The sequence below is a fragment of the Acinetobacter sp. TW_SC_4 genome (assembly GCF_054861205.1).
This window is the reverse complement of the sequence record NZ_CM142174.1, coordinates 2,467,690-2,491,444: the sequence shown is the minus strand read 5'-3', so window position 1 is coordinate 2,491,444 and position 23,755 is coordinate 2,467,690. Positions and strand designations below refer to the sequence as shown.

The following is a 23,755-nucleotide window of genomic DNA, read 5'->3' as shown; positions in this document are numbered from 1 at the left end:
CTTATTTTTCCGGAGCATGATGCAAAGGTGAAATGTTTTTAATTGATTCTTTATAAGTTTCGTTTCATTGGGTGGGTAGCCAGCCACTGTAAAAGGACTGAGGCTTAATTAAGCAGAGCTTTAAAAGCCTATCTGGTTTTAGAAAAAAATAATGGAAATTTAAACTTTAATTTAAAAAAACGATCGGTTGAGATTCTCTGAGCTTAAAGCCAGAATAAAATTAGGAATGTCTAAAAAATCATCCAAAAGACTAAGGCTTATAAACTAGCAAGTGAAATCCAAAATCAGGTACAATTGGCGGGATTAATTTTGTGTTTGGTGTATTTGAAGGCCAATACATACATTCTTTGTTAATAAATCGGCCTGCCAGGAGTTATCCCCGCATGAGTGCCATTACTCCATACGAATGGGCAATTATTGCCTTCGTGATCGGCGTTACATTTTTATGCGTCTTTATGCTCACTGTCCCATTACTCCTCGGGGGTAAATCATGGGGCCGTGCCAAGCAGGAGCAGTTTGAGTCAGGCGTAGTCAGCGCAGGTGGAGCTCGTATCCGCTTGTCTGCGAAATTCTATTTAGTTGCAATTTTCTTTGTAGTCTTCGACCTCGAAGCACTTTACCTGTATGCATGGGCATCTTCTGTTCGTGAAGTAGGTTGGATTGGTTTTGCAACTGCAGCTATCTTTATTTTGGTTTTACTTGTTGGTTTGGTTTACGAATTATCGACAGGCGCACTGAACTGGGCACCTTCAGACAGACGTAAAGCAGCAGGATACAAAGCTAAAATTGGTTCGCCAAATATGGATCTTGCAGAAATTACGCGCTTCAACTCTGTTGAAGAATTGGTTATGGATCCAACTGGTCAAATCCCAGCTCAATTATCTGGTCTTGTGAAAAAATCACAAGTTCAACCCTCTGATAAGGAGTAACTCGGGATGAAATATACATTAACCCGTGCGAATCCGAATGCTGATGAATATCCACTTCAAGAGCGTATCGTTGTAGAAGATCCGCTTCTAGAAGAAGAAGTGAATAAAAATGTGTTCATGACTCGCCTAGAGGATGTAATGCACACAGCAGTGAACTGGGGTCGTAAGAACTCAGTTTGGCCATTTAACTTTGGTACATCTTGCTGCTACGTTGAATATGCAACGACTTTGACCGGTGTGCATGACTTGTCACGTTTTGGTGCCGAAGTTATCCGTGCTTCACCGCGTCAGGCAGACTTGATGATCGTAGCAGGTACATGCTTCGTAAAAATGGCTCCGGTAATTCAACGTCTGTATGAACAGATGCTTGAACCGAAATGGGTTATTTCAATGGGTGCGTGTGCGAACTCAGGTGGTATGTACGATATTTATTCAGTCGTACAAGGTGTGGATAAGATTATTCCGGTAGATGTATACGTTCCGGGTTGCCCACCACGTCCTGAAGCATTGATCCAGGCATTAATGCTGTTACAAGACCAAATTCAATTAGAGCGTCGTCCGCTGTCTGCGGTAATCGGTGATGATCTTAAGCCAGTGTATAAGCCAAAGATGATGCCGGAACGTGACCGTAAGAAAGACCAGCGTGTGGCTGTGAAGAACTTACGCTCTATGGATGAAATTAAATAATTTAAACGACCGGTTTTTTGTTGTGCACCCGCTATGGGTGTAGTTGTCGTTTAGGTTGACTGAATTTGTATTAAATAGGAAGCCAAGCCAATGGCTGAAACTGACATTGCTATGCCAGAATCAACAGCAGTTGATTCACGCCCAGCATTTGCCATCATTGAAGAGCTCAAAACCAAGTTTGGTGAGAACTTCTTTGTGCAAACGACTTTCGAGGATTTCCCGACAGTTTGGGTTGAGCGCGCACGTGTACAAGAAGTACTGATGTTCTTGCGTACCGTGCCACGTCCATACGTGATGCTATTCGACTTGTCTGCAGTAGATGAGCGTTTACGTACGCACCGTGACGGTTTGCCTGCGTCAGAATTCACAGTGTTCTATCATTTATTATCTTTAGAGCGTAACTGTGACATTCGTATTAAAGTTGCATTAAGCGACAGCGATCTGAATATTCCGACCGCAACGAATATCTGGCCAAATGCGAACTGGTATGAGCGTGAAGCTTATGACATGTTCGGCATCAATTTCGAAGGGCATCCAATGCTCCGTCGTATCTTGTTGCCAACCTACTGGGAAGGTCACCCGCTACGTAAAGAATATTCTGCACGTGCAACGGAATATACACCGTATATGCAGAACCAAGCCAAACAAGACTTCGAGCAAGAACACCTTCGCTTTGTGCCTGAAGATTGGGGCTTAAAGCGTGGTAATAAAGACGAAGACTTCATGTTCCTGAACTTGGGTCCTAACCACCCATCTGCGCACGGTGCGTTCCGTGTAATTTTGCAGTTGGATGGTGAAGAAGTGAAAGACTGTGTGCCAGATATTGGTTATCACCACCGTGGTGTGGAAAAGATGGCTGAACGTCAAACTTGGCATTCATTCATTCCTTATACTGACCGTGTGGACTACTTAGGTGGTTGTGCTCAAAACATGCCGTATGTGATGGGTGTGGAACAACTGGCAGGTATTACTGTGCCAGACCGCGCACAATGTATTCGTGTCATGATGTCGGAACTGTTCCGTATCAATAACCACTTGCTGTACATCGGTACTGCGATTCAGGATGCCGGCGGTATGACCCCAGTATTCTATATGTTCGCTGACCGTCAGAAAGTGTATGACATCGTGGAAGCGATTACTGGTTACCGTATGCATCCAGCATGGTTCCGTATCGGTGGTACTGCACATGATTTGCCAAATGGTTGGGAAAAACTGGTTCGAGACTTGCTCGACTGGATGCCTAAACGTTTGAACGAATACTATACTGCAGCACTGAAAAACTCTGTATTCATGGGTCGTACCCGTAATGTGGCTCAGTACGATGCGAAATCTGCATTGGCATGGGGTGTAACAGGTACTGGTCTGCGTGCGACAGGTATCGACTTTGATGTTCGTAAATATCGTCCATACAGTGGTTATGAAAACTATGACTTCGAAGTGCCAGTTGAGTACGAAGGCGATGCATATGCTCGTGTGATTGTTCACTTCCGTGAAATCGAACAGTCACTGAAAATCATTAAGCAGTGTCTAGAGAATATGCCATCTGGTGCGTACAAAGCAGACCATCCACTGGCTGTTCCACCACCAAAAGACAAAACATTACAAGATATTGAAACCTTGATTACGCACTTCTTGAGCGTTTCTTGGGGTCCTGTAATGCCTGCAGGTGAATCATCTGTGATGGCAGAGGTGGTAAAAGGGGCGTCGACTTATTATCTGACTTCAGACAAGTCAACCATGAGTTACCGTACCCGTATTCGTACACCAACTTTCACGCATTTACAGCAAATGCCTTCTGTGATTAACGGCAGTCTTGTATCTGACTTAATCATTTATTTAGCGACAATCGACGTCGTAATGGCTGACGTGGATCGCTAAGGGGTAAACGCATTATGATGATTTTGACTGATAAAAAGCCACGTGTGAATGTTGAAGGGATTTTAACTTCGGAAGAAATCCATGAAATTGAACATCACATTGGGCATTACCCATACCCACGTGCAGCGTGTCTTGATGCGCTGAAGTGTGTACAACGCCGTAATGGCTGGGTAGACGATGCTCAAATGAATGCCATCGCGCAAATGCTCAGCATGAGCCTTGCCGATTTGGAAGGGGTTGCAACGTTCTATAACCGTATTTACCGTCAGCCAGTGGGTCGTCACGTAATTTTACTGTGTGACTCTATTGCGTGTTTCTTGATGGGTGCGGAGACTTTAGCAGAAGCATTCCAGCGTGAATTGGGTATCCAGTTCGGCCAAACCACAGCGGATGGCCGTTTTACCTTGCTTCCAATTTGCTGCCTAGGTAACTGTGACAAAGGTCCAACCCTCATGATTGATGAAGACACTCACGGTCTCGTGGAAGTGACATCAATTAAACAGTTATTGGAGAAGTATGTATGAATACCGAACCAAAACCAATTTATGGCGACGGTAACCCGGAAACGCATCCACTGACTTGGCGTCTGAGCAAACAAGCAAATGTCCGTCACGTTGATGACTACGAAGCGCTTGAAGGCTATGCAGGCTTTAAAAAAGCCCTGTCTATGACACCGAAAGAAGTGCTGGAAGTCGTAAAAGCTGCAACCGTAAAAGGTCGTGGTGGTGCAGGCTTCCCGGCAGGGATCAAATGGTCGCTGATGGCGCCAAATGACAATTCAGGTCCACGTTACCTGATTTGTAATGCCGATGAGATGGAACCAGGTACCTTCAAAGACCGTCTGTTGATGGAAGATCTTCCGCATCAGCTGATCGAAGGGATGCTGATTGCAGCTTATACCCTTGAAGCAACTCAAGGTTATATCTTCATCCGTGGTGAATACATCGAAGCAGCGAAGTACCTGAACGAAGCACTTGAGCAGGTTCGTGCCAAAGGTTACCTGGGTGACAACATCCTGGATTCTGGCTGGAGCTTCGAGTTACACGTGCATACCGGTGCAGGTCGTTATATCTGTGGTGAAGAAACTGCATTGATTAACTCGCTTGAAGGTCGCCGTGCAAACCCGCGTACCAAACCGCCATTCCCGCAAGTTGCAGGCGCTTGGGGCCGTCCTACGATCGTGAACAACGTAGAGACCTACAACAACTTGCCAGCCATCATGTTGCGTGGTCCAGAATGGTACATCGGTCTGTCTGCAGGCAAATCGAAAGATCCTGGCACAAAAATTTATGGTGCTTCAGGTAAGGTGAAATTCCCAGGCCTTTGGGAACTGCCATTCGGTACCACTGCACGTGAAGTAATTGAAGAACATGCCGGTGGTATGCGTGACGGCTTGAAGCTGAAAGCATGGTTACCCGGTGGTGCATCAACTGACTTCCTGGCTGCTGAGCATATCGATCTTCCGATGGATGCGGAAAGCATCATGAAAGCAGGTTCACGTTTAGGTACCTGTCTATTGATGGTAGTTGATGAAACCCAATGTATGGTTTCAGCGACTCGTAACCTCGAAGAATTCTTTGCGCGTGAATCATGTGGCTGGTGTACACCTTGCCGGGATGGCTTACCTTGGGCGGTGAAAGCGCTTAAAGCACTTGAAGATGGTACTGGCAAGAAAGAAGATATCGATCACTTACAAGAACTGACTCGTAAGCTTTGGATTGGTAAAACTTTCTGTGCTCACGCACCAGGTGCTATGGAACCGTTAATGGGCGCACTCAAACATTTCCGTGGCGAATTTGAAGCGAAAGTCGTAAATGCTGCCGCTCAAACCCGCAACGTAGAACAAGCTTAAGGAATTCGACTATGGCTACAATTCATGTCGATGGAAAATCGTATGAAGTCAACGGCTCGGAAAACTTGCTGCAAGCATGTTTGAGTCTTGGTATCGACATCCCATACTTTTGTTGGCATCCATCCTTAGGTTCTGTCGGTTCTTGCCGTCAATGTGCTGTGACTCAATACGCGAATCCAGAAGATACGCGTGGTCGTTTGGTCATGTCATGTATGACACCGGCTGCTGACAATACCTACATCTCGATTGAAGACAAAGAAGCGAAAGATTTCCGTGCTTCTGTTGTTGAATTCTTGATGACTAACCACCCGCACGACTGTCCAGTATGTGAAGAGGGTGGTCACTGTCACCTGCAAGATATGACAGTAATGACTCAACACGATCGTCGTCGTTACCGTTTCACCAAACGTACGCATTACAACCAAGAACTTGGTTCGTTCATTGCGCACGAGATGAACCGTTGTATCGCATGTTACCGTTGTGTTCGTTACTACAAAGACTATGCGGGCGGTACGGATTTCGGTGTATATGCGAACGCTTCTCGCGTTTATTTCGGTCGTCCTGAATCAGGTACTTTGGAATCTGAATTCTCAGGTAACCTAACTGAAGTGTGTCCGACTGGTGTATTCACCGATAAGACTCACTCGGAACGCTATAACCGTAAATGGGACATGCAGTACGCACCAAGCGTATGTCATGGCTGTTCTTCAGGTTGTAACATCTCTCCAGGTGAGCGTTATGGCGAGCTTCGCCGTGTTGAAAACCGTTTCAATGGTGAAGTTAACCAATACTTCCTGTGCGATAAAGGCCGTTTCGGTACCGGTTATGTAAACCGTAAAGACCGTCCACGTCAGCCACAGTTCCGTACTGGCACGAATGTAGAAACAGTTTCTGTTGATACAGCATTGGATACTGTGATTGCGAAAATCCAGGGCAAAAAAGTTCTGGGGATCGGTTCACCACGTGCATCACTTGAAGCTAACTTCGCGCTACGTGAATTAGTTGGTCAAGATAACTATTCAACCGGTATGGCTCAAAAAGAGCAAAATCTGGTTGAACTGGCTGCATCGATCATGCAAACCGAGGGTGTTTATAACCCGAACATGCGTGAAATCGAAAGCTATGATGCGGTACTGATTCTGGGTGAAGACCTGACTCAAACTGCGCCACGTATGGCTTTATCTGTTCGCCAAGCTGCGAAAAATAAAGGCAAGGAAATGGCTGCAGAGCGCCGTACCCAAGAATGGCTGGCTGAACCTGTACAACGTATTGCCCAAGATGCGAAATCTCCGATTTACATTCTGGCTGCAACACAAACACGTTTGTCTGACGTTGCAGAAGGTGAAGTAGTTGCTTCTCCAAACGATATCGCACGTTTAGGCTTCGCGATTGCTGCGGGCGTGAAAGGTGAAATCATCACTGGTCTTGATGACGATGCGAAGGCATTTGCACAAACCATTGCAGATACGCTAAAAGCTGCGAAGAAGCCACTGATCATCTCTGGCACAAGTCTACAAGACGCAACCATCATGGAAGCTGCTGCACAAGTAGCACAAAACCTAGGTAATGCGGGCTTGACCTTGACTGTTCCTGAAGTGAACTCAATGGGGCTGGCAATCTTCGGTGGTCAAAGCCTTGAACAAGCATTTGCACAAGACTATGACACTGTCCTAATTGTAGAAAACGATCTATACCGTCGTTTACCAGTAGCTCAGGTTGATGCTGCGCTTGCAGGCAAACAGGTGATCGTATTGGATCACTCTGAAACTGCGACTGTGAAGAAAGCCAACATCGTATTGTCTGCTGCTTCATTTGCTGAAGGTGATGGTACTGTCGTTTCTCAAGAAGGCCGTGCACAACGTTTCTACCAAGTGTATGACCCTAACTACTACAACCCGGAACTGGCAATCAAAGAATCTTGGCGCTGGTTACACGCACTGGAAACAGGCGTACAAGGCAAAGCGATTTCTTGGACTGTACTGGATGATGTGATCGAGTCAGTAGCAAGCAACGTTCCTGCACTTGAAGGTATTCTGGATGTAGCACCAGATGCAGGCTTCCGTGTCCATGGTCTGAAAGTGGCACGTGAACCACGTCGTTATTCAGGTCGTACTTCGATGCGTGCGCCATTGTCTGTACATGAGCCGAAACAGCCTACTGATAAAGACACTGCATTAACATTCTCTATGGAAGGTTATGTCGGTGATGAGACTCCATCTTCACTGGTACCATTTGCTTGGGCTGCAGGCTGGAACTCACCACAAGCCTGGAACAAATACCAGGATGAAGTGGGCGGTCACTTAAAAGGCGGTGATTCAGGCGTTCGTTTATTCGACCGTTTACCAAAACGTCCAGCGCGTAGCTTCGTTGCACCAGCACCTGTGCTTGTAAATGCTGAAAGCTTCCGTCTGGTGCCAATGCATCACATCTTTGCATCTGGCGAGTTCACCATTAAAACTCCGGCAATGGAATCACGTATTCCTGATGCAGTATTTGCAGTGGGCGAACAGGATGCTACACGCTTGAACCTGCAAGACGGTCAGAAGATCACTGTGAAAGCAGGCGAGGCTTCAATCGTTCTTCCTGTACAAGTGATTGAATACTTACCAACAGGTTATATTGGCTACCCAATTGGTCTTGCACCAACGGTATCTCTTGCAGAGCCTGTTTCAGTCGCGGTAGGAGCGTAATTCATGGAACAAGAATTAATCCGTCAAACGCCGCTGTGGGCTGAAAACTGGCCAATCGCCTATTCAGTACTTCAAGCGATCGTGATCTTACTGGTTGTAGTACTGATCGCTGCGTTGATGTCTTTTATTGAACGTCGTTTACTCGGATTGTGGCAAGACCGTTACGGTCCGAACCGTGTCGGTCCGGGCGGTATGTTCCAGATTGTTGCCGACATGCTAAAAATCATGTTCAAGGAAGACTGGACACCAAAGTTTGCTGATAAATTGACTTTCCGTATGGCTCCAGCAGTTGCGATGGCAACTGCGGTGCTGTCCTTCATGGTTATTCCTGTGTCACCTTATCTAGGTGTTGCAGACATGAGTATCGGTTTGTTGTTCTTCATGGCAATGGCAGGTATTGCGGTATATGCAGTACTGTTTGGTGGTTGGTCTTCTAACAACAAATACGCATTGCTTGGTGGTCTACGTTCAGCAGCACAAACTATTTCTTATGAAGTGTTCTTGGGTATTTCCCTGATGGGTGTAGTGGCAATTGCCGGTTCATTCAACATGCGTGAAATCGTAGAAGCACAGAAAGATGTATGGTTTATCATTCCTCAGTTCTTAGGCTTCCTGATCTTCGTGGTTGCAGGTGTTGCGGTAACTCACCGTCACCCATTTGACCAACCAGAAGCAGAACAGGAACTGGCGGAAGGTTACCACGTAGAATATGGCGGTATGAAATGGGGTATGTTCTTCGTTGCGGAATACGTGAACGTAGTACTGATCTCTGCATTGATCGTAACCCTGTTCTTCGGTGGCTGGTTAGCACCATTTGGTCTTGATTTCCTTCCACCAGCATTCTGGTTCATTATTAAAACAGCATTCTTCGTAATGATGTTTGTATTGGCGCGTGGTTCTTTAATGCGTCCACGTTATGACCAGGTGATGAACTTTGGTTGGAAAATTTGCTTGCCATTGGCGTTGGTTAACCTTTTGGTGACTGGTGCTGTGATTCTGTTGAATCAGGCCTAAGACAGCAGGGAGAACAAAATGTTTAAATTTCTAGCTGGATTCGGGTCAATCGTTCGTACGTTGTTTATGGTATTTACCCATGCAACGCGCAAACGTGACACCATTTTATATCCGGAAGTGCCAGCCGAAGAAATCGTGCCACCACGTTTCCGTGGTCGTATCGTATTAACGCGTGACCCAGATGGCGAAGAGCGTTGTGTGGCATGTAACCTGTGTGCGGTTGCATGTCCGGTAGGCTGTATTTCACTCCAAAAAGCAGAACGTGAAGATGGTCGTTGGTATCCGGAGTTTTTCCGTATCAACTTCTCTCGTTGTATTTTCTGCGGTATGTGTGAAGAAGCATGTCCTACGACTGCGATTCAAATGACACCAGATTTCGAATTAGGTGAATATGTTCGTCAAGACCTAGTCTACGAAAAAGAACACTTGCTGATTTCTGGTCCTGGTAAATATCCTGACTATAACTTCTACCGTGTAACCGGTATGGCAGTTGCTGGTAAGGACAAAGGTCAGGCACAGCGTGAAAGTGCACCTGTTGATGTACGGAGTCTATTACCATGATGTGGCCATTTTATTTAATGGCCCTTGTGGCCATCGTCTCTACGGTTCGTGTGGTAACTAACACGAATCCGGTACATGCTTTATTAAGCCTGATCGTTTCACTCCTTGCTGTAGCAGGACTGTTCCTGATCGTGGGTGCACCGTTTGCGGGCGCACTTGAAGTCATCGTTTATGCTGGCGCGATCATGGTGTTATTCGTGTTCGTGGTAATGATGCTGAACCTGGGCGAACAGACTGTTGCTCAGGAACGCAAATGGTTGACTTCATCGGCTTGGGCTTATCCGGCATTGATGAGCTTCCTGATTGGTCTGATCCTGGTTTGGGTACTTAAATCAGACTACGTACAGCCTTCAATGGTGATGGGCACTGAAATGGTCGGTCCTAAAGCGGTAGGTCAATCACTCTTTACGCAATACTTATTGTTGGTAGAAGTTGCCGCGATGTTATTGCTTGCATCACTTGTTGCAGCATTCCATTTGGGTAAACGTGAACCAGGTGCAGAAGAGGAACAACAATAATGGGCAACATCCCTTTAGAGCATGGTTTGATCGTTGCATCCATTCTTTTTGCACTGGGTTTTTACGGTGTAATGGTGCGACGCAACCTGCTATTCATTTTAATGAGCCTTGAAATCATGATGAATGCTGCTGCTTTGGCATTCGTCCTGGCGGGCAGTGCATGGGCACAGCCTGATGGTCAAATCATGTTTATCCTGATTCTGACCCTTGCTGCGGCAGAGGCATGTATCGGTCTTGCGATCGTCCTTCAGTTCTATCATCGCTTCCATCATCTGGATGTGGATGCTGCTAGTGAGATGCGCGGATGAGTTATTTATATCTAACAATTTTATTCCCGCTCATTGGCTTCGTCCTTTTAGCGGCAGGGCGTCATAAGCTTCCTGAAACAGTTGCAGCCATTATTGGTGTAGGGGCTGTGGGGTTATCGGCATTGTTCGCACTCATTGCGGGTATGGACTTTGTCAACAATGGTTCTACCGCAGTAGTACAACCTCTTTGGACCTGGTTCAATGTCGGTGGTTTTGCACCGGGCATTAGCCTGCACCTGGACGGTTTGTCTCTGTTGATGCTGGGCATGGTGACAGGCGTTGGTTTCCTGATCCATATCTTTGCATCATGGTACATGCGTGGTGAACAAGACTTCGCACGTTTCTTCTCTTACTTCAACCTGTTCGTTGCAAGCATGTTATTGCTGGTACTGGGTGACAACCTGGCGTTGTTATTCCTGGGTTGGGAAGGTGTAGGTCTGTGTTCTTATCTGCTGATTGGTTATTACTACCAAAACCCTGCAAACGGTGTGGCAGCGATCAAGGCATTTACCGTTACCCGTATTGGTGACGTATTCCTGTTGATCGCCATGTTCTTGCTGTTCCAGCAATTCGGTACATTGAATACTCAGTACATCGTAGAAAATGCTGCGACTGTGATGACTCAAAGCTCATCATTGACCATCTGGACTGCACTAATGTTGTTCCTAGGTGCTGCTGGTAAATCTGCGCAGATCCCGTTACAAACATGGTTGGCAGATGCGATGGCAGGTCCGACTCCTGTTTCTGCATTGATCCACGCTGCGACAATGGTAACAGCAGGTGTTTACCTGTGCTGTCGTCTATTCACAGTATTTGAGCTTGCGCCTGAAGTGATGATGTTCATCTCGATTACTGGTGCAGTGACATTACTGGTAGCTGGTTTTGCTGCATTAGTACAAACAGACATCAAACGTATTCTGGCTTACTCAACTATGAGTCAGTTGGGCTACATGTTTATGGCTGTAGGTGCTGAAGCATACCAAGCGGGTCTGTTCCACATGCTGACTCACGCATTCTTCAAAGCATTATTATTCTTGTCTTCTGGTGCAGTGATTCTGGCTTACCACCACGAACAAAACATCTTCAAAATGGGCGGTCTGTTCTACAAGAACAAGTTCCTGTTTGCATGTTTCGCCATTGGTGGCGGTGCATTGGCTGCAATTCCATTCATCACTGTGGGCTTCTTCTCAAAAGATGCAATCCTGGGTGCGGTATGGGTACAAGGCCAATCAATTGCAGTTTACAGCACACTTTACTGGGTGGGTGTAATCGGTGCGTTCCTGACTTCGATCTATACATTCCGTCTAATCTGGGTTGTATTCTTCGGTAAAGAAAACACACCTTACCATGCAATCAAGGGTGTAACTTACTGGGGGCCATTGGCAATTCTTGCAGTACTTTCAACTTTCGTGGGTGCGGCATTAAAAGCGCCTGTGGAAAGCATTTTGAATGCGGCTAAACTTCCTGCATTTGAAATTCCGGAAGCACTTGAACATGGCATGCATACTGCAGAGTACACAGCAGTAGGTATTGCACTGGTAGGTCTTGCAATTGGCGTAGTGCTGTTTGCTTTTGCTTACAACGCTGTGAAATCTTTTGCGAAAACTTCTCTGGGTGCGGGCCTTGCCAACATCTGCCGTAATGCACTTGGTTTCGACAAGCTGTATGACATCGTTTTTGTGAAGCCTTATTTGTTCTTCGCGAAACTGTTCGGCCGTGATCCAATTGATGGCTTCTGGCTAGTGCTGCCTGCACTGGTTAAAGGTGGTCATAGCTTTACCAGTTCACGTCAAACAGGTTCACTGCGTGAATATGCATCTAGTATGGGGCTCGGTGTCGTTGTCCTACTGATGATCTTGCTCGTGATTCAGGTAGTGGGGAAATAAAATGGAAGCTCCAAACAATATTATTTTGCCGGCTCTGATCCTCATTCCGTTCATTGCAGGTTTTATTTGCTGGTTGGTCGATAAACTCGACCAACACCTTCCGCGTTATATCGCGCTGATTGGTATGTTAGTGACGCTGGTCTTGACCATCGTCCTTTGGCAGTCGGGTACTTATAACTATGAACTTGGCGGTGCGGCTCCTACGTGGGCAGCCGAGTTCAAATTGCCTTGGATTCAAACCCTGGGCATTAACATTCACCTTGCAGTGGATGGTTTGTCTTTACTGATGGTTGGCTTGACTGCACTCCTTGGTGTGCTGGCAGTAGGCTGTTCATGGGGTGAGATTCAGAAAAACGTGGGTTTCTTCCACCTGAACCTTTTATGGTCTCTGGGTGGTGTAATCGGTGTATTCCTGGCGATTGACCTGTTCCTGTTCTTCTTCTTCTGGGAGATGATGCTGGTGCCGATCTACTTCCTGATCGCACTTTGGGGTCATAAAGGGGCAGAAGGCAAGTCCCGTGTATACGCTGCAACCAAGTTCTTCATTTACACACAGGTGGCTGGTTTAGTCATGCTGATTGGTATCCTCGGTCTGGTGACTGTAGGCTACACCATGACTGGTCAAATCCGTTTCGACTATAACTACCTGATGGGTGTAGCGAACATGCTGGATACACAAGCGCCAGCAGTTGCTTATGCATTCATGATCTGCCTATTCATCGGTTTTGCGGTAAAACTTCCAGTTTTTCCATTACACGGCTGGTTACCAGATGCGCATGCACAAGCACCGACAGCGGGTTCTGTTGACCTTGCAGGTATCTTGATTAAGACAGCTGCCTACGGTTTGATCCGTTTCGTAATTCCATTCTTCCCGGCGGCTTCTGCACAGTTTGCAGACATCGCGATCATTTTCGGTTTAATCGGTATCTTCTACGGTGCTTGGTGTGCTTTCCAGCAAACCGATATGAAACGTTTATTGGCGTATACGTCTATTTCACACATGGGCTTCGTTTTACTGGCAATTTATGCAGGTAACATCCTGACCTTCCAAGGTCTGATGATCATGATGCTGGCTCACGGTCTGTCATCTGCGGCGCTGTTCATTATGTGTGGTCAGGTGTATGAACGTGTTCATACACGTGATATGCGTTTGATGGGTGGTATTCGTGGTCAGTTCCCATACCTTGCATTCTTCCTGATGTTATTCATCGCGGCGCTTGTCGGTATTCCAGGTCTAGGTAACTTCATTGGTGAGTTCCTGATCCTGATGGGTTCATTCGGTAAATTCCCTGCATTCACAATCCTCGCTGCAATCAGCTTGGTATTTGCGGGTCTGTACGGTTTGATTCTGATCCATAAAGCGTTGTTTGGTGTTCCAAACGAAGAGCAAAAACAGCACTACACAAATCCGTTAAAAGATTTAAATGCACGTGAAGTGGTAATTTTGCTGATCTGTGCATTTGGTCTAGCATGGCTTGGTCTATACCCACAAAGCTTCCTTGACGTTTCTAACTCAAGCATGGCGTGGTTAGCGAATAGCTACATTCCTGTGTCTGAAGCAGCTGATGCTGTGCAGCAAGCTGCCGTTTCAGCTGAAAATGTGGAGATCCAATAAGCCATGAACTTCACAATGTCTTTTTCTGAGCTTATGCCTCTAGCACCTGTGATGATCGTGTCATTGACTGCGATCGTCGTGATGTTGCTTACTGCAATTAAGCGTAACCATAACTTAGTTGCGACTACGACAGTCATTGGTTTAAACCTGGCGGCGTTGTACATTCTGTTCGTTCTGTTAGCGGGTCAATTTGCACCTGCTAATGTAATGAACCTGTTCCTCGTAGATCCGTTTACGATGCTGTATCAGTTTGTGATTATTGTGGCTGCACTGGCGTGTAGTACCTTGTCACATGCTTATATTGAAACCTATAAAGATAACCGTGAAGAACTGTATATCCTGATGCTGACCTCCGTTGCAGGTGCGATGCTGATGGTGGCAAGTTCTCACTATGCATCTTTCTTCATTAGCCTTGAGCTCATGTCGATCCCTGTATACGGCTTATTGGCGTATACACATCAACGTTCTCAATCACTTGAAGCAGGTGTAAAATATCTGGTGCTTTCAGCAACTGCATCTGCAATGTTGTTGATGGGTATGGCATATGTTTATGCATATACAGGTTCTCTAAGTTTTGTCGCTGAACCAGGCAAACTGTTGACTGCGTTTAGTCAACCTGCTGTGGTGATCGGTCTGGCACTGATTGTATTCGCTGTTGGCTTTAAACTGTCACTGGCTCCATTCCACAAATGGACACCAGACGTATATGCAGGTGCTCCAGCGCCAGTTGCAACTTTCCTTGCAACTGTGTCTAAAGTGGCAATGTTGGGTCTGTTCGTACGTTATGTATTGTCTTCAGGCTTAATTTTGTCAGATAGCTTCGTCACCATCATCAGCGTGATTGCAGTACTTTCCATCATTGTAGGTAACTTGCTTGCAGTGAAACAGGTGAACCTGAAACGTATCCTGGCATACTCTTCAATTGCTCACTTCGGTTACGTACTGGTTGCAATCGTATCTGCACGTAATACTGACTTTTTACAGGTTCAAGGTTTCGCGACTTTTGAAAGTGTAAACGTCTATATCATCACGTATGTATTGACTACGATTGGTGCTTTCGGCGTGGTAACGCTGATGTCTAGTCCGTATAACAATACAGATGAAGCAGGTAGTCTGGCAGAGTACCGCGGTCTATTCTGGCGCCGTCCAGTATTGACTGCTGTATTAACTGTGATGATGCTGTCTCTAGCAGGTATTCCATTAACAGCGGGCTTCATCGGTAAGTTCCTGGTGGTGAAAACTGCAGTAGCAGGCGAGTCTTGGTTCCTTGCTGCGATGGTCATCCTGGGTTCAGGTATTGGTCTGTACTATTACCTGCGTGTGATGGTTGTCATGTACATGACTCCACCAGAAACACCACGTCTTGACGCTGTAAATCACTGGGGTCAAAAAGTCGGCGGTATCATGGTATTGCTCGTTGCATTACTGGTACTGGTGATCGGTGTTTATCCGGATCCAATCATTGCGCTGTCTCGCTATGCATTCTTCGCAATGTCGCCTGAATTACAACAGTTTATTTTTACTTTGGTTCAAAGTGGTTTTAACTAATTCAGCGCAAGTTTGAAGTTATTACAAAAAAGCCTCCACGATTGGGGGCTTTTTTAGTTAAACAAATCCGGAAAAGTCTTTATAATAGCGGAAATTTATCTTTAACCTTCTAGGTGTTCTCCCGTGGCAATCCATGAAATCCGTCATCCTTTAATTCGACATAAACTCGGTTTACTGCGTCGTGCTGACATTAGTACCAAGAACTTCCGTGAGCTTGCTCAGGAAGTGACTATGCTTTTGACTTATGAAGCGACCAAGGATCTTCCTGTCGTTGAACATGAGATTGATGGCTGGAACGGACCGGTGACTGTAGACCGTATTGCAGGTAAGAAAATTACTGTTGTGCCAATTCTACGTGCAGGTATTGGTATGCTGGACGGTTTCCTGAATCTGATTCCAAGTGCCAAAGTCTCTGTACTGGGTCTGGAACGTGATGAAGAAACCCTACAGGCACGTACTTACTATAAAAAACTGGTTCCAGACGTACAAAACCGTCTTGCGATGATCATTGATCCAATGCTGGCGACTGGTTCTTCTCTGGTAGCTGCGATTGACGTATTGAAAGCCAGCGGCTGTAAAGATATTCGTGTGATGGTATTGGTCGCTGCACCTGAAGGCATTAAACGTGTTGAAGAAGCTCATCCAGATGTGGTGATTTTCACTGCGGCGATTGATCATGGCTTGAATGAAAATGGTTACATCGTTCCAGGTCTGGGCGATGCGGGTGACAAGATTTTTGGTTCAGTTCAAAAAGACTAATATTTTTGAAAATGAACAGAAAAGGGGCTTTTACAGCCTCTTTTTTATATACTGAATACTGACAGATACAGAGCAGGGGACGTTTATGACTTCCGAGCAATACCAAGGAAAAGTTAAACAGTACAATCCAGAAAAAGGATTTGGTTTTATTTCTTCACCTGAGGGTGAGGTATTTTTTCATATCTCGGATTTCCCCGCCGATTCAGGTGAACCGAAGCGTAATGACCGGGTAAAATTCAATGTAATTCAAAATGGTGATCGCTATAAAGCCATCAAGATTGAGCGTGTAGAAGATAGATCGAAGAAAGCCAAAAAAGCCAAAGCGGTAGCAGTCAATACTTCGATTACGTCAGCACTATTGTCGAATTTAAAGCGTTAATTTTTGCTTGGAAAATACATTCAAAAGGAGGCTTTAAAGCCTCCTTTTTATTCGAATTATAAGTTTATGTAAGTTGTAGGAATCTTGTGTAATCTAAAGCTTATAGAATGTTGCGAAAACAATAAAATACCCACCAAAGCTTAACAATATCCTTTAATCCCTTCCATATAAACTACGCATCAGTTGAATGGTCTAGAGACACATATCATGTTTACAGATGGAAGAATTAAAACCTATGATGCTGTACGAGGGATGGGAAGTATTGAACCGGCAAATAATGCGCAGGAACTTAATTTTCAGTTAGATCAATTACCTTCACCTGAAATAGTACCTCAAGTCGGAGAACGACTTAAATTTAGAATAATTGAAGAGCAAAATGCGATTCAACTGGACAATATGGTACGTTTGGATATCAAGCGTCAGGAAGAGTTCGTTTCTGAAGTAGTCGCATTGCCATCTCTAGCTTCTACTACGATAGTTAATCCGGCACGCAATACCATTTTCTTTAGTCCTACACTTTGGTTGATTCTGGTAACAGCAATTGGATTTATGATTTTTGGAGAAATTTAAGTTAGGTTCTCATTTACTAAGATATTTGTCTCATCATTCAAATAAAAAAGCATCTTACGGTGCTTTTTTATTTTTAGAATTTTTATCTATTTTTGAATACATTTACTAAAAATATTAAAGACAAGAGCGAGCTATGTTTCAAGAGGGGAAAATCAAAACTTATAACGAGGAACGTGGTTTTGGTTTTATCGAAATTGAAGGGGAAGTGAAAGACTTATTCTTTCACATAAAAGATTTCCCAAATAAGAACGTACCACCTAAGGTTGGAGAAAGCTTAAAATTCCGTAAAGTACAGGATGCAGGCAAGTTTAAAGCAGATAATATTGTGCGTTTGGATCTCAAAACGGAAACCCCTCGACATACGCCTCAGTCACGAGCATTAGAAAATAAGCCTCGTACTACTCAACGAAAACAATCTCAAGAGAAGAAAAGTAGCTTTAGCACTTATATTGGGCTTTTGATTATGATTGGCTTAGCCTATGCGGTCTATAATAAATATCAGGATTGGCAAAGCAGCAAAATACAGCCAGTAGAAGTGCAACGTATAGTTGAAGAACCACAAGTACAACAGAATTTTAGCTGTGATGGACGACAGCATTGTAGTCAAATGGGTTCATATGAAGAAGCTTTATACTTTTTAAAAAATTGTCCGAATACCAAAATGGATGGTGACGGCGATGGTATTCCATGTGAAAGCCAATTTAGACATCGCTAAATAAAAAAAGCGCCAAAAGGCGCTTTTTTTATTTAAAGTGAAATTTATGCTTCACAGAATTTCATAAAGGCTTTGAGGCCTGGACCTTGATATTTCTGGCGGTGTACCAGCATAAATAATGGACGGGTCAGAGACCAGAAGGGTGTATCAAGAATCACCAACTGACCTTTTTCACGCAATGGTTCAATTGCCAGTTTAGAAATACAGGACATACCTATGCCACCTGCAACTATCTTCAGAATTGCCTCGTTATGACCGAGTGTCAAACGGATATTAGCATCTGGAACATCTTGCAGAATGGCATTGTCAAAGACTTCGCGCGTACCTGAACCTTCTTCACGCAAAATCCATTCTACAGATTTAAAGTCTTCAGCAGTCAGTGGACGGTTTAACTGAGCAAGTGGATGATCCGGAGCACAGCACACTGCGAGTTCATCATCACGCCAATGGATGCATTGCAGCTGTGGCAAGTGACAGGAACCTTCAATCAGCGCAAGATCCAGCTGGAACTGGTTGACGGCTTCAATCATCTGGCGAGTATTACCCACCTGAAGTTGCAAGTGTGCCTGTGGCTGGATTTTTAAAAAATCCGCCATTAGGTCTGGCATCAGATAGTCGGAAATGGTCAGGGTCGCACCGAGACGCAGGTCAATGCTTTGCAGTTCACCTTTAGCAGCTTGTTCAAAAGCTTCACAGCGACCAAGAATTTCAAGTGCTTGCGGGAGAAGAAAACGACCTAAATCATTCAGCTGTAAACGCTTGCCTAGACGGTCGAATAAAGGTGCGCCAAGACCATCTTCTAAATCTGCTAAAGCCATACTCGCCGCACTTTGGGTGAGTTTGACTGCATCACTGGCTTTGGTGACGGTACCTTCTTGAGCAACTGCTACAAAAACAGCCAACTGGCGTAGAGTCATGCGCATGAATAGAGCCTTAACATTTAAAAAATATTAATAAATTATGCTGTCATGCTACCATGAGCATAGTCTTTGATGCCACGTTTGAATCATGTCTATTGAAAAATTTAGCTTAGAAAAGGTTTTATCTGTACACCGTTGGACCGATACGCTGTTTAGTTTCACCATGACCAGATCTGCACATTTCAAGTTTACTGCAGGGCAGTTTGCGCGTATTGGCTTGAAGATAGGAGATGAACTCGTTGTCCGGGCATATTCAGTGGTGTCTTCACCTTTCGATGAAACCCTGGAATTTTTCTCAATCGTGGTGCCTGAAGGTAAATTTACTTCAAATTTACAACATCTTAAAGTGGGTGATGAACTTTACCTGGAAAAGATTTCTTATGGCTATCTGACCCTGGCACGTTACCAGCTGCCATTACCACAAGATTTATGGTTACTGGGAACAGGTACAGGTTTGGCGCCATTTTTATCCATGCTGCAAGACTTTGAAACCTGGAATAACTATAAGCAAATTAATCTGGTCTATAGCGTGCGTACGCAAGCTGAACTGGCTTATGTAGAGCGTATTCAGGAAATTGCAGAAAGCTTTGGTGAAGGACATAGCGGTTTTAAATTTATTCCAATTATTACCCGTGATCCTGAAGCAGCATTGCATGACCGTTTACCGGTTCTGATTGCAAATGGTGAACTGGAAAAAGCCGCAGCTATGCAGCTTAATCCTGAAACCAGCCATGTCATGCTCTGCGGTAATCCGGATATGGTTGAAGATACCAAAGAAGCATTAAAAGCACGTGGCTTGACCATGAACCGTCGTGGTGAAGGAAATATTGCAGTCGAGAATTATTGGTAATTCCTTCAGAGTTCCTCCCTTTCTAAAAGGGAGGTTAGGAGGGATTAAAGTTAGATTATTTCCAGTTCTTGAATCCTCCCCAACCCCTCCTTTGCAAAGAAGGGGCTTTTACCTCTCTCTTGCGTAGCAGTGCTGCTCATCGCCTAAAAGGAAAGGGAGTTACAGCCTTCTAAAAGTTAGAAATGGATTAAAATTGAAAAAATATTTTCAAGTTAAAAAAGAATCCCCCCCTAAATCCCCATTTGTTAAAGGGGGGACTTTTATTTTCTTTAGGCACAAAAAAAACCTCCATACGGAGGTTTTTTGCTATTCAGGAATTAATGTACAAACATATCCATAAAGTCACGGATTTCCTGAATGGCAGTATCTGTATCGGTGGTTAACCAGGTCGGCTCAAAGAAACCGGCATAATGTTCGATTCGATCCGCGGGCACAACTAAACGTACCGGACAATCTTCTTCCAGCAGGCGCCATGGAATAATCGGAACGTCATTATCTAGCCAAGCCGCGACATTTCGTACATCAATGACCATGGCATTAATGCAGTCCGGAAAAGGCATCACCGACATTTCTTCAGTACGGCGGCGGAAATATTCCAGATCTTGCCAGCGTAGCATAAAGCTCGGTTTGCTAAATTCAATGATTCCAATCAGATGCTGATCACGAGTGTAGTGCAAAGCACATTGATGTGTGACGTCAGTGTCAAGATCAAGCGATACACTCTGTTGACGATACGCCATAAAACTCGGGTGCATGAAAAATAAGGTGGATAATTATAACGTATTTTGCGCAAAGTAGCAGGTATATTGAAAAACGGTATTTTTACAGCATGTTTTAGCCCACTTAAAATTTAATAAAATCATAATGGTATATTGTCTATTTTATAGACAATTCAATTCCTGATAAATCAGCTAAAAACCGCCAGCATCAACTGTCTGGGAAGAGAATTTCTAACTATAAGACCATAATATGTTTAGGCTAGAAAATGCCTCTTTTTGAAACTAATACCAAGTTCATCAGACTCATACATATAACTTACATCCATTCACTATCTCACCATCTTTTGTCACAGAAGCTGTGATAACTGCTTGTTATGATAAAAATCTACTTATGAATAAGAAAGAGTGAGAATGGTCATGGTTGATGATTTTAATAAAAAACCACCTTTGCGTGATCAGGCAGCAATTACGCAGAAGAAGCGCATTCCTGTCTATATCCTGATTTTGGTCGGTATCTTTTTACTGGCAGTCCTGTTCTATATGTTTGCAGATGTGAAGCCAGATGCGCCTGCGACCCAGCCTAATACACCGGTACCAGCGACTGAAGCCCCTGCCAATAATGGTAGTCCGGCGGCTACTCCAGGCGGTGAAAGCAATGAAGCAATGGCTACCGCAGATGATGCGATGACAGAAGCAACAGCCACTGTAGGCGAAATGTCACAAGATACAGCAGAAGCCACTGCAACTGATGCTCAACAGGCCACCCAATAATTGGAATTGTTAAAAAAAACTCTGGTTAATGACTAGAGCTTTTTTGCAATAGGTGGTGATGTTTTTCAAAGTTCTGTATCTCCAGGCAAGCTAAGCACAGGAAGTTCAAGCTTTATAAACAATCGGAAAGAGCTGGAGATTTCAAAAATAAGCTTTTGAATTCAGATAAATAGCGTAATAACAAAGAGGGCAGAAAACATGAATGATTATATGAGAGGCCCACGTGGTGGCTATGATGCCATGTACTACTGGGATCAGTTTCATCCAATTCTTAGTGCAATTGCCATATTAGTCCTAGGTTGGATTATTGCATTACTCGTCTCGGCAGGTGTTAAAAAAATCTTGCAAAAACTAGGGACCAATACACACTTAAATGCAGCGACAGGACATCGCTCTAATGTCGAGAGTATTATCGCTCGTGTTGTGTTCTGGATTATTCTGATTATTGCGGTGATCGGGGCGCTTAACGTACTGAATCTGACAGCAGTGAGCGGACCGTTCAGTAATATGATCCAGCAGTTCCTGCTCTTTATTCCACAATTGCTGGCGGCTATTGCTGTGGCCTTTGTTGGATGGATTGTGGCGAATCTGGTCAAAGTCGGCTTGCAAAAAATGCTTGATCGCACTCAGCTGGATGAAAAGCTGAGTGCCGAAGTCGGTGTCAGTCCGATTAGCCAAAATATCAGTGAAATTGTTTACTGGCTGATTTTACTGCTGTTCTTACCAATTGTCTTGTCGATTCTAGGTCTACACGGTTTATTACTGCCTGTGCAGAACATGCTGACGGATGTCGTAAGTTATCTGCCTAATATCTTCATTGCTGCAGTTATTGTATTTGTCGGATACATTCTGGCAAAAATCGTTCGCGGTATTGTCGAAGGTTTGCTCAACAGCTTGAATATTCAACATCAAGCTGAAAAAGTCGGCATTTTCAAAAACTCGAATGTCGCTCAACTGATTGGTTCATTCATCTTTGCAGTCGTAATTATTACGTCATTAATCATTGCATTTGAAGCACTGGGTATCGAAGCAATTTCTCAACCAGCAACTGCAATGCTGTATGAGATCATGAATGCCATTCCAAATATCATTGCAGCTGCACTGATTCTAATTCTGGCTTATGTAGTTTCTAGACTGGTAGCACGTCTGGTAACTGAAGTCGTTGCCGGAACAGGCGTAGATGAGGTTCCAGCTAAACTGGATCTACAACGCTTCCTGGGCAAAACCAAACTATCAAGCTTGGTGGGTTATCTGATTGTACTGTTCACTATGCTATTTGCGGTTTCTGAAGCAGCGGACCGTTTAGGCTTTGAACAGGTAAGTGGCCTGATTGCGATGTTCATCTACTTCGGTGCAAACATCCTGCTAGGTGCTGTAATTCTGGTGATCGGCTTCTGGCTGGCCAACGTAGTTGCCAACATTGTGCAACGCGGTGAATACAACAGTTCACGCTGGTTAGCAAACTTGGTTCGTGTACTGATCATGGGTCTGGTCATTGCAATGGGTCTACGTGCCATGGGCATTGCTGACTCGATCGTGAATCTGGCCTTCGGTTTAACTCTGGGTGCTGTTGCAGTGGCCTTTGCCTTGGCCTTTGGTCTCGGTGGCCGTCAACCAGCAGAACGTGTACTGACTGATTTGATCGATAAAGCTAAACGAGAAGCTAAAGAACCGAATCCTTTGAAAAATGAAACCAATATCATGACTTCAGGCTTAGGTGCTGATGTCAGTGGTACTACAGGTGCAGGCAGTTCAACTACAGGAGAAAATATTGTGCCGAAGCAAGATCAATCACAAGATGACAATACGCCAATGCGTACCAATTTATCCAATAGTACACCAGCGACCTTGACCACTGCACCACAGGATGATGAAGCTTCAGGTATAGATCAGGTGACACCAGATGTAGATCAGGCTGTACAGGATTCGCTTCAAGTTGATCCAATTCATCCACCAGCGAATAATCCATTTGGTTCTACAGGTGAAGAAGAACCGAATGTCGATAGTCATCCAAAAAAAGATGACCCGAATTAACCTGTTCTATCCAAACAAAATCGGCCACGCTTGAGTGGTCGATTTTTTTAATGATGAGGAAATCTGAATGAATGCCAAGAAACCGAATAATCTATTAGCACCCTTAGTGATAGCAGGCATTACCATTGGCTTTTTCACGGCTGCTTATCGATTTGTCTTTGTGAAAAGCAAACAGGATGAGCAGGCTGAACGAGAGCTGGATAAGAAAATACCTGATCCAGACGAATTTAACTAAGCCAGAATACTGCTCAGTCACTACACATAGAATTTCTTTTTTAAAAAATATAGAATATTCAAGTGAATACTAAAATGATTTTGGTATTTTTCTTGCATTAAAAATATAAAGAAAAAGGAGATCAATAATATGTGGAAAACATTGCAGCATAAATTTATGGCATCTATGGCAGACCAAGTACCATTACATCTGCAGGAAGCGGCTCAGAAAATGCAACTGACGATTGACCGTTTAGAAAATATGGCTAATCTCAACCTGTTTAAAACGGATTATCTGGAATAAGCGAAGTATTTTCTTTTTCCTAGATCATCTCTGTA

The 23,755-nt window shown here is 44.5% G+C and carries 24 protein-coding genes; 22 read left to right on the top strand and 2 right to left on the bottom strand.

What is annotated here, in order from left to right:
- Positions 1 to 383 precede the first annotated feature (383 nt).
- The 17 genes from ndhC (at position 384) to ACWM1W_RS12115 (ending at position 17,909) form a co-directional block, all read left to right on the top strand.
- The gene (gene ndhC / locus ACWM1W_RS12195; RefSeq protein WP_461603261.1) at positions 384 to 929 is read left to right on the top strand and encodes an NADH-quinone oxidoreductase subunit A; all 546 of its coding nucleotides are present in this window, start codon (positions 384 to 386) and stop codon (positions 927 to 929) included.
- Between the two features lie 6 nt (positions 930 to 935).
- Complete coding sequence (locus tag ACWM1W_RS12190; RefSeq protein ID WP_004785090.1) at positions 936 to 1,616, top strand: NuoB/complex I 20 kDa subunit family protein; 681 nt, start codon at positions 936 to 938, stop codon at positions 1,614 to 1,616.
- 90 nt (positions 1,617 to 1,706) lie between these two features.
- On the top strand, positions 1,707 to 3,494 hold the full coding sequence (gene nuoC / locus ACWM1W_RS12185; protein WP_008307459.1) for an NADH-quinone oxidoreductase subunit C/D: 1,788 nt from the start codon (positions 1,707 to 1,709) through the stop codon (positions 3,492 to 3,494).
- A 14-nt stretch (positions 3,495 to 3,508) separates the two neighbouring features.
- Positions 3,509 to 4,018 carry an NADH-quinone oxidoreductase subunit NuoE gene (gene nuoE, locus ACWM1W_RS12180; protein ID WP_004785086.1) on the top strand — a complete coding sequence of 170 codons (510 nt, stop codon included), beginning with the start codon at positions 3,509 to 3,511 and terminating at the stop codon, positions 4,016 to 4,018.
- The gene (gene nuoF, locus ACWM1W_RS12175; protein WP_004785084.1) at positions 4,015 to 5,346 is read left to right on the top strand and encodes an NADH-quinone oxidoreductase subunit NuoF; all 1,332 of its coding nucleotides are present in this window, start codon (positions 4,015 to 4,017) and stop codon (positions 5,344 to 5,346) included. Before nuoE ends, nuoF begins: the two co-directional genes overlap by 4 nt.
- A gap of 11 nt (positions 5,347 to 5,357) precedes the next feature.
- Positions 5,358 to 8,036 (top strand): NADH-quinone oxidoreductase subunit NuoG, encoded by a 2,679-nt coding sequence (gene nuoG, locus ACWM1W_RS12170; protein WP_375725628.1) that lies wholly within the window; start codon positions 5,358 to 5,360, stop codon positions 8,034 to 8,036.
- 3 nt (positions 8,037 to 8,039) lie between these two features.
- Positions 8,040 to 9,050, top strand: a complete 1,011-nt coding sequence (nuoH, locus tag ACWM1W_RS12165; protein WP_004785081.1) for an NADH-quinone oxidoreductase subunit NuoH — start codon at positions 8,040 to 8,042, stop codon at positions 9,048 to 9,050.
- 18 nt (positions 9,051 to 9,068) lie between these two features.
- Positions 9,069 to 9,611: an NADH-quinone oxidoreductase subunit NuoI gene (nuoI, locus tag ACWM1W_RS12160; protein ID WP_004785079.1), complete on the top strand. Its 543-nt coding sequence runs from the start codon at positions 9,069 to 9,071 to the stop codon at positions 9,609 to 9,611.
- Positions 9,611 to 10,129, top strand: coding sequence for an NADH-quinone oxidoreductase subunit J (gene nuoJ / locus ACWM1W_RS12155; RefSeq protein ID WP_171056685.1), 519 nt, complete (start codon positions 9,611 to 9,613; stop codon positions 10,127 to 10,129). Before nuoI ends, nuoJ begins: the two co-directional genes overlap by 1 nt.
- Complete coding sequence (gene nuoK, locus ACWM1W_RS12150) at positions 10,129 to 10,437, top strand: NADH-quinone oxidoreductase subunit NuoK (RefSeq protein ID WP_004280769.1); 309 nt, start codon at positions 10,129 to 10,131, stop codon at positions 10,435 to 10,437. Before nuoJ ends, nuoK begins: the two co-directional genes overlap by 1 nt.
- The gene (gene nuoL, locus ACWM1W_RS12145; RefSeq protein ID WP_180105232.1) at positions 10,434 to 12,323 is read left to right on the top strand and encodes an NADH-quinone oxidoreductase subunit L; all 1,890 of its coding nucleotides are present in this window, start codon (positions 10,434 to 10,436) and stop codon (positions 12,321 to 12,323) included. Before nuoK ends, nuoL begins: the two co-directional genes overlap by 4 nt.
- A gap of 1 nt (position 12,324) precedes the next feature.
- Entirely contained in the window at positions 12,325 to 13,938 is a 1,614-nt protein-coding gene (nuoM, locus tag ACWM1W_RS12140) for an NADH-quinone oxidoreductase subunit M (RefSeq protein WP_375725627.1), read from the top strand.
- Between the two features lie 3 nt (positions 13,939 to 13,941).
- Positions 13,942 to 15,486, top strand: coding sequence for an NADH-quinone oxidoreductase subunit NuoN (gene nuoN / locus ACWM1W_RS12135; RefSeq protein WP_004785070.1), 1,545 nt, complete (start codon positions 13,942 to 13,944; stop codon positions 15,484 to 15,486).
- A 123-nt stretch (positions 15,487 to 15,609) separates the two neighbouring features.
- A complete protein-coding gene (gene upp / locus ACWM1W_RS12130) occupies positions 15,610 to 16,245 on the top strand; it encodes a uracil phosphoribosyltransferase (protein WP_004785068.1) in 636 nt (211 codons plus the stop codon).
- Between the two features lie 85 nt (positions 16,246 to 16,330).
- Entirely contained in the window at positions 16,331 to 16,624 is a 294-nt protein-coding gene (locus tag ACWM1W_RS12125; protein WP_034170090.1) for a cold shock domain-containing protein, read from the top strand.
- Between the two features lie 207 nt (positions 16,625 to 16,831).
- Entirely contained in the window at positions 16,832 to 17,194 is a 363-nt protein-coding gene (locus tag ACWM1W_RS12120) for a hypothetical protein (protein WP_034170091.1), read from the top strand.
- 133 nt (positions 17,195 to 17,327) lie between these two features.
- Positions 17,328 to 17,909 (top strand): cold shock domain-containing protein, encoded by a 582-nt coding sequence (locus ACWM1W_RS12115; RefSeq protein ID WP_034170092.1) that lies wholly within the window; start codon positions 17,328 to 17,330, stop codon positions 17,907 to 17,909.
- A 44-nt stretch (positions 17,910 to 17,953) separates the two neighbouring features.
- On the opposite strand, the gene gigC is transcribed toward ACWM1W_RS12115, so the two are convergent.
- Positions 17,954 to 18,832: a LysR family transcriptional regulator GigC gene (gene gigC / locus ACWM1W_RS12110; protein ID WP_004814707.1), complete on the bottom strand. Its 879-nt coding sequence runs from the start codon at positions 18,830 to 18,832 to the stop codon at positions 17,954 to 17,956.
- An 85-nt stretch (positions 18,833 to 18,917) separates the two neighbouring features.
- On the opposite strand from gigC, the gene ACWM1W_RS12105 reads away from it, so the two are divergent.
- Positions 18,918 to 19,679: a ferredoxin--NADP reductase gene (locus ACWM1W_RS12105; protein ID WP_375725626.1), complete on the top strand. Its 762-nt coding sequence runs from the start codon at positions 18,918 to 18,920 to the stop codon at positions 19,677 to 19,679.
- A gap of 317 nt (positions 19,680 to 19,996) precedes the next feature.
- Here the strand turns inward: ACWM1W_RS12105 and ACWM1W_RS12100 are convergent, their stop codons facing one another.
- Positions 19,997 to 20,419, bottom strand: a complete 423-nt coding sequence (locus tag ACWM1W_RS12100) for a hypothetical protein (protein WP_005237048.1) — start codon at positions 20,417 to 20,419, stop codon at positions 19,997 to 19,999.
- Between the two features lie 396 nt (positions 20,420 to 20,815).
- Between ACWM1W_RS12100 and ACWM1W_RS12095 the strand changes: the two genes are divergently transcribed.
- The 4 genes from ACWM1W_RS12095 (at position 20,816) to ACWM1W_RS12080 (ending at position 23,720) form a co-directional block, all read left to right on the top strand.
- Entirely contained in the window at positions 20,816 to 21,169 is a 354-nt protein-coding gene (locus ACWM1W_RS12095; protein WP_375725625.1) for a hypothetical protein, read from the top strand.
- A 198-nt stretch (positions 21,170 to 21,367) separates the two neighbouring features.
- Positions 21,368 to 23,203, top strand: a complete 1,836-nt coding sequence (locus tag ACWM1W_RS12090) for a mechanosensitive ion channel (protein WP_375725624.1) — start codon at positions 21,368 to 21,370, stop codon at positions 23,201 to 23,203.
- Positions 23,204 to 23,270: 67 nt separating this feature from the next.
- Entirely contained in the window at positions 23,271 to 23,438 is a 168-nt protein-coding gene (locus tag ACWM1W_RS12085; protein ID WP_004785046.1) for a hypothetical protein, read from the top strand.
- A 129-nt stretch (positions 23,439 to 23,567) separates the two neighbouring features.
- A complete protein-coding gene (locus tag ACWM1W_RS12080) occupies positions 23,568 to 23,720 on the top strand; it encodes a hypothetical protein (RefSeq protein WP_005237033.1) in 153 nt (50 codons plus the stop codon).
- The last annotated feature ends 35 nt before the right edge of the window (positions 23,721 to 23,755 follow it).

Excerpts from the sequence above, each read along its gene's own strand:
- ACWM1W_RS12190 (WP_004785090.1), top strand. The coding sequence starts at position 936 with ATGAAATATACATTAACCCGTGCGAATCCGAATGCTGATGAATATCCA.
- nuoC (WP_008307459.1), top strand. The coding sequence starts at position 1,707 with ATGGCTGAAACTGACATTGCTATGCCAGAATCAACAGCAGTTGATTCA.
- nuoE (WP_004785086.1), top strand. The coding sequence starts at position 3,509 with ATGATGATTTTGACTGATAAAAAGCCACGTGTGAATGTTGAAGGGATT.
- gigC (WP_004814707.1), bottom strand. The coding sequence starts at position 18,832 with ATGCGCATGACTCTACGCCAGTTGGCTGTTTTTGTAGCAGTTGCTCAA.
- ACWM1W_RS12115 (WP_034170092.1), top strand. The coding sequence starts at position 17,328 with ATGTTTCAAGAGGGGAAAATCAAAACTTATAACGAGGAACGTGGTTTT.
- ndhC (WP_461603261.1), top strand. The coding sequence starts at position 384 with ATGAGTGCCATTACTCCATACGAATGGGCAATTATTGCCTTCGTGATC.
- ACWM1W_RS12125 (WP_034170090.1), top strand. The coding sequence starts at position 16,331 with ATGACTTCCGAGCAATACCAAGGAAAAGTTAAACAGTACAATCCAGAA.
- ACWM1W_RS12120 (WP_034170091.1), top strand. The coding sequence starts at position 16,832 with ATGTTTACAGATGGAAGAATTAAAACCTATGATGCTGTACGAGGGATG.
- nuoJ (WP_171056685.1), top strand. The coding sequence starts at position 9,611 with ATGTGGCCATTTTATTTAATGGCCCTTGTGGCCATCGTCTCTACGGTT.
- ACWM1W_RS12095 (WP_375725625.1), top strand. The coding sequence starts at position 20,816 with ATGGTTGATGATTTTAATAAAAAACCACCTTTGCGTGATCAGGCAGCA.
- ACWM1W_RS12085 (WP_004785046.1), top strand. The coding sequence starts at position 23,271 with ATGAATGCCAAGAAACCGAATAATCTATTAGCACCCTTAGTGATAGCA.
- ACWM1W_RS12080 (WP_005237033.1), top strand. The coding sequence starts at position 23,568 with ATGTGGAAAACATTGCAGCATAAATTTATGGCATCTATGGCAGACCAA.
- ACWM1W_RS12100 (WP_005237048.1), bottom strand. The coding sequence starts at position 20,419 with ATGGCGTATCGTCAACAGAGTGTATCGCTTGATCTTGACACTGACGTC.
- nuoK (WP_004280769.1), top strand. The coding sequence starts at position 10,129 with ATGGGCAACATCCCTTTAGAGCATGGTTTGATCGTTGCATCCATTCTT.
- nuoF (WP_004785084.1), top strand. The coding sequence starts at position 4,015 with ATGAATACCGAACCAAAACCAATTTATGGCGACGGTAACCCGGAAACG.
- nuoG (WP_375725628.1), top strand. The coding sequence starts at position 5,358 with ATGGCTACAATTCATGTCGATGGAAAATCGTATGAAGTCAACGGCTCG.
- nuoI (WP_004785079.1), top strand. The coding sequence starts at position 9,069 with ATGTTTAAATTTCTAGCTGGATTCGGGTCAATCGTTCGTACGTTGTTT.
- nuoL (WP_180105232.1), top strand. The coding sequence starts at position 10,434 with ATGAGTTATTTATATCTAACAATTTTATTCCCGCTCATTGGCTTCGTC.
- ACWM1W_RS12090 (WP_375725624.1), top strand. The coding sequence starts at position 21,368 with ATGAATGATTATATGAGAGGCCCACGTGGTGGCTATGATGCCATGTAC.
- nuoM (WP_375725627.1), top strand. The coding sequence starts at position 12,325 with ATGGAAGCTCCAAACAATATTATTTTGCCGGCTCTGATCCTCATTCCG.
- ACWM1W_RS12105 (WP_375725626.1), top strand. The coding sequence starts at position 18,918 with ATGTCTATTGAAAAATTTAGCTTAGAAAAGGTTTTATCTGTACACCGT.
- nuoH (WP_004785081.1), top strand. The coding sequence starts at position 8,040 with ATGGAACAAGAATTAATCCGTCAAACGCCGCTGTGGGCTGAAAACTGG.
- nuoN (WP_004785070.1), top strand. The coding sequence starts at position 13,942 with ATGAACTTCACAATGTCTTTTTCTGAGCTTATGCCTCTAGCACCTGTG.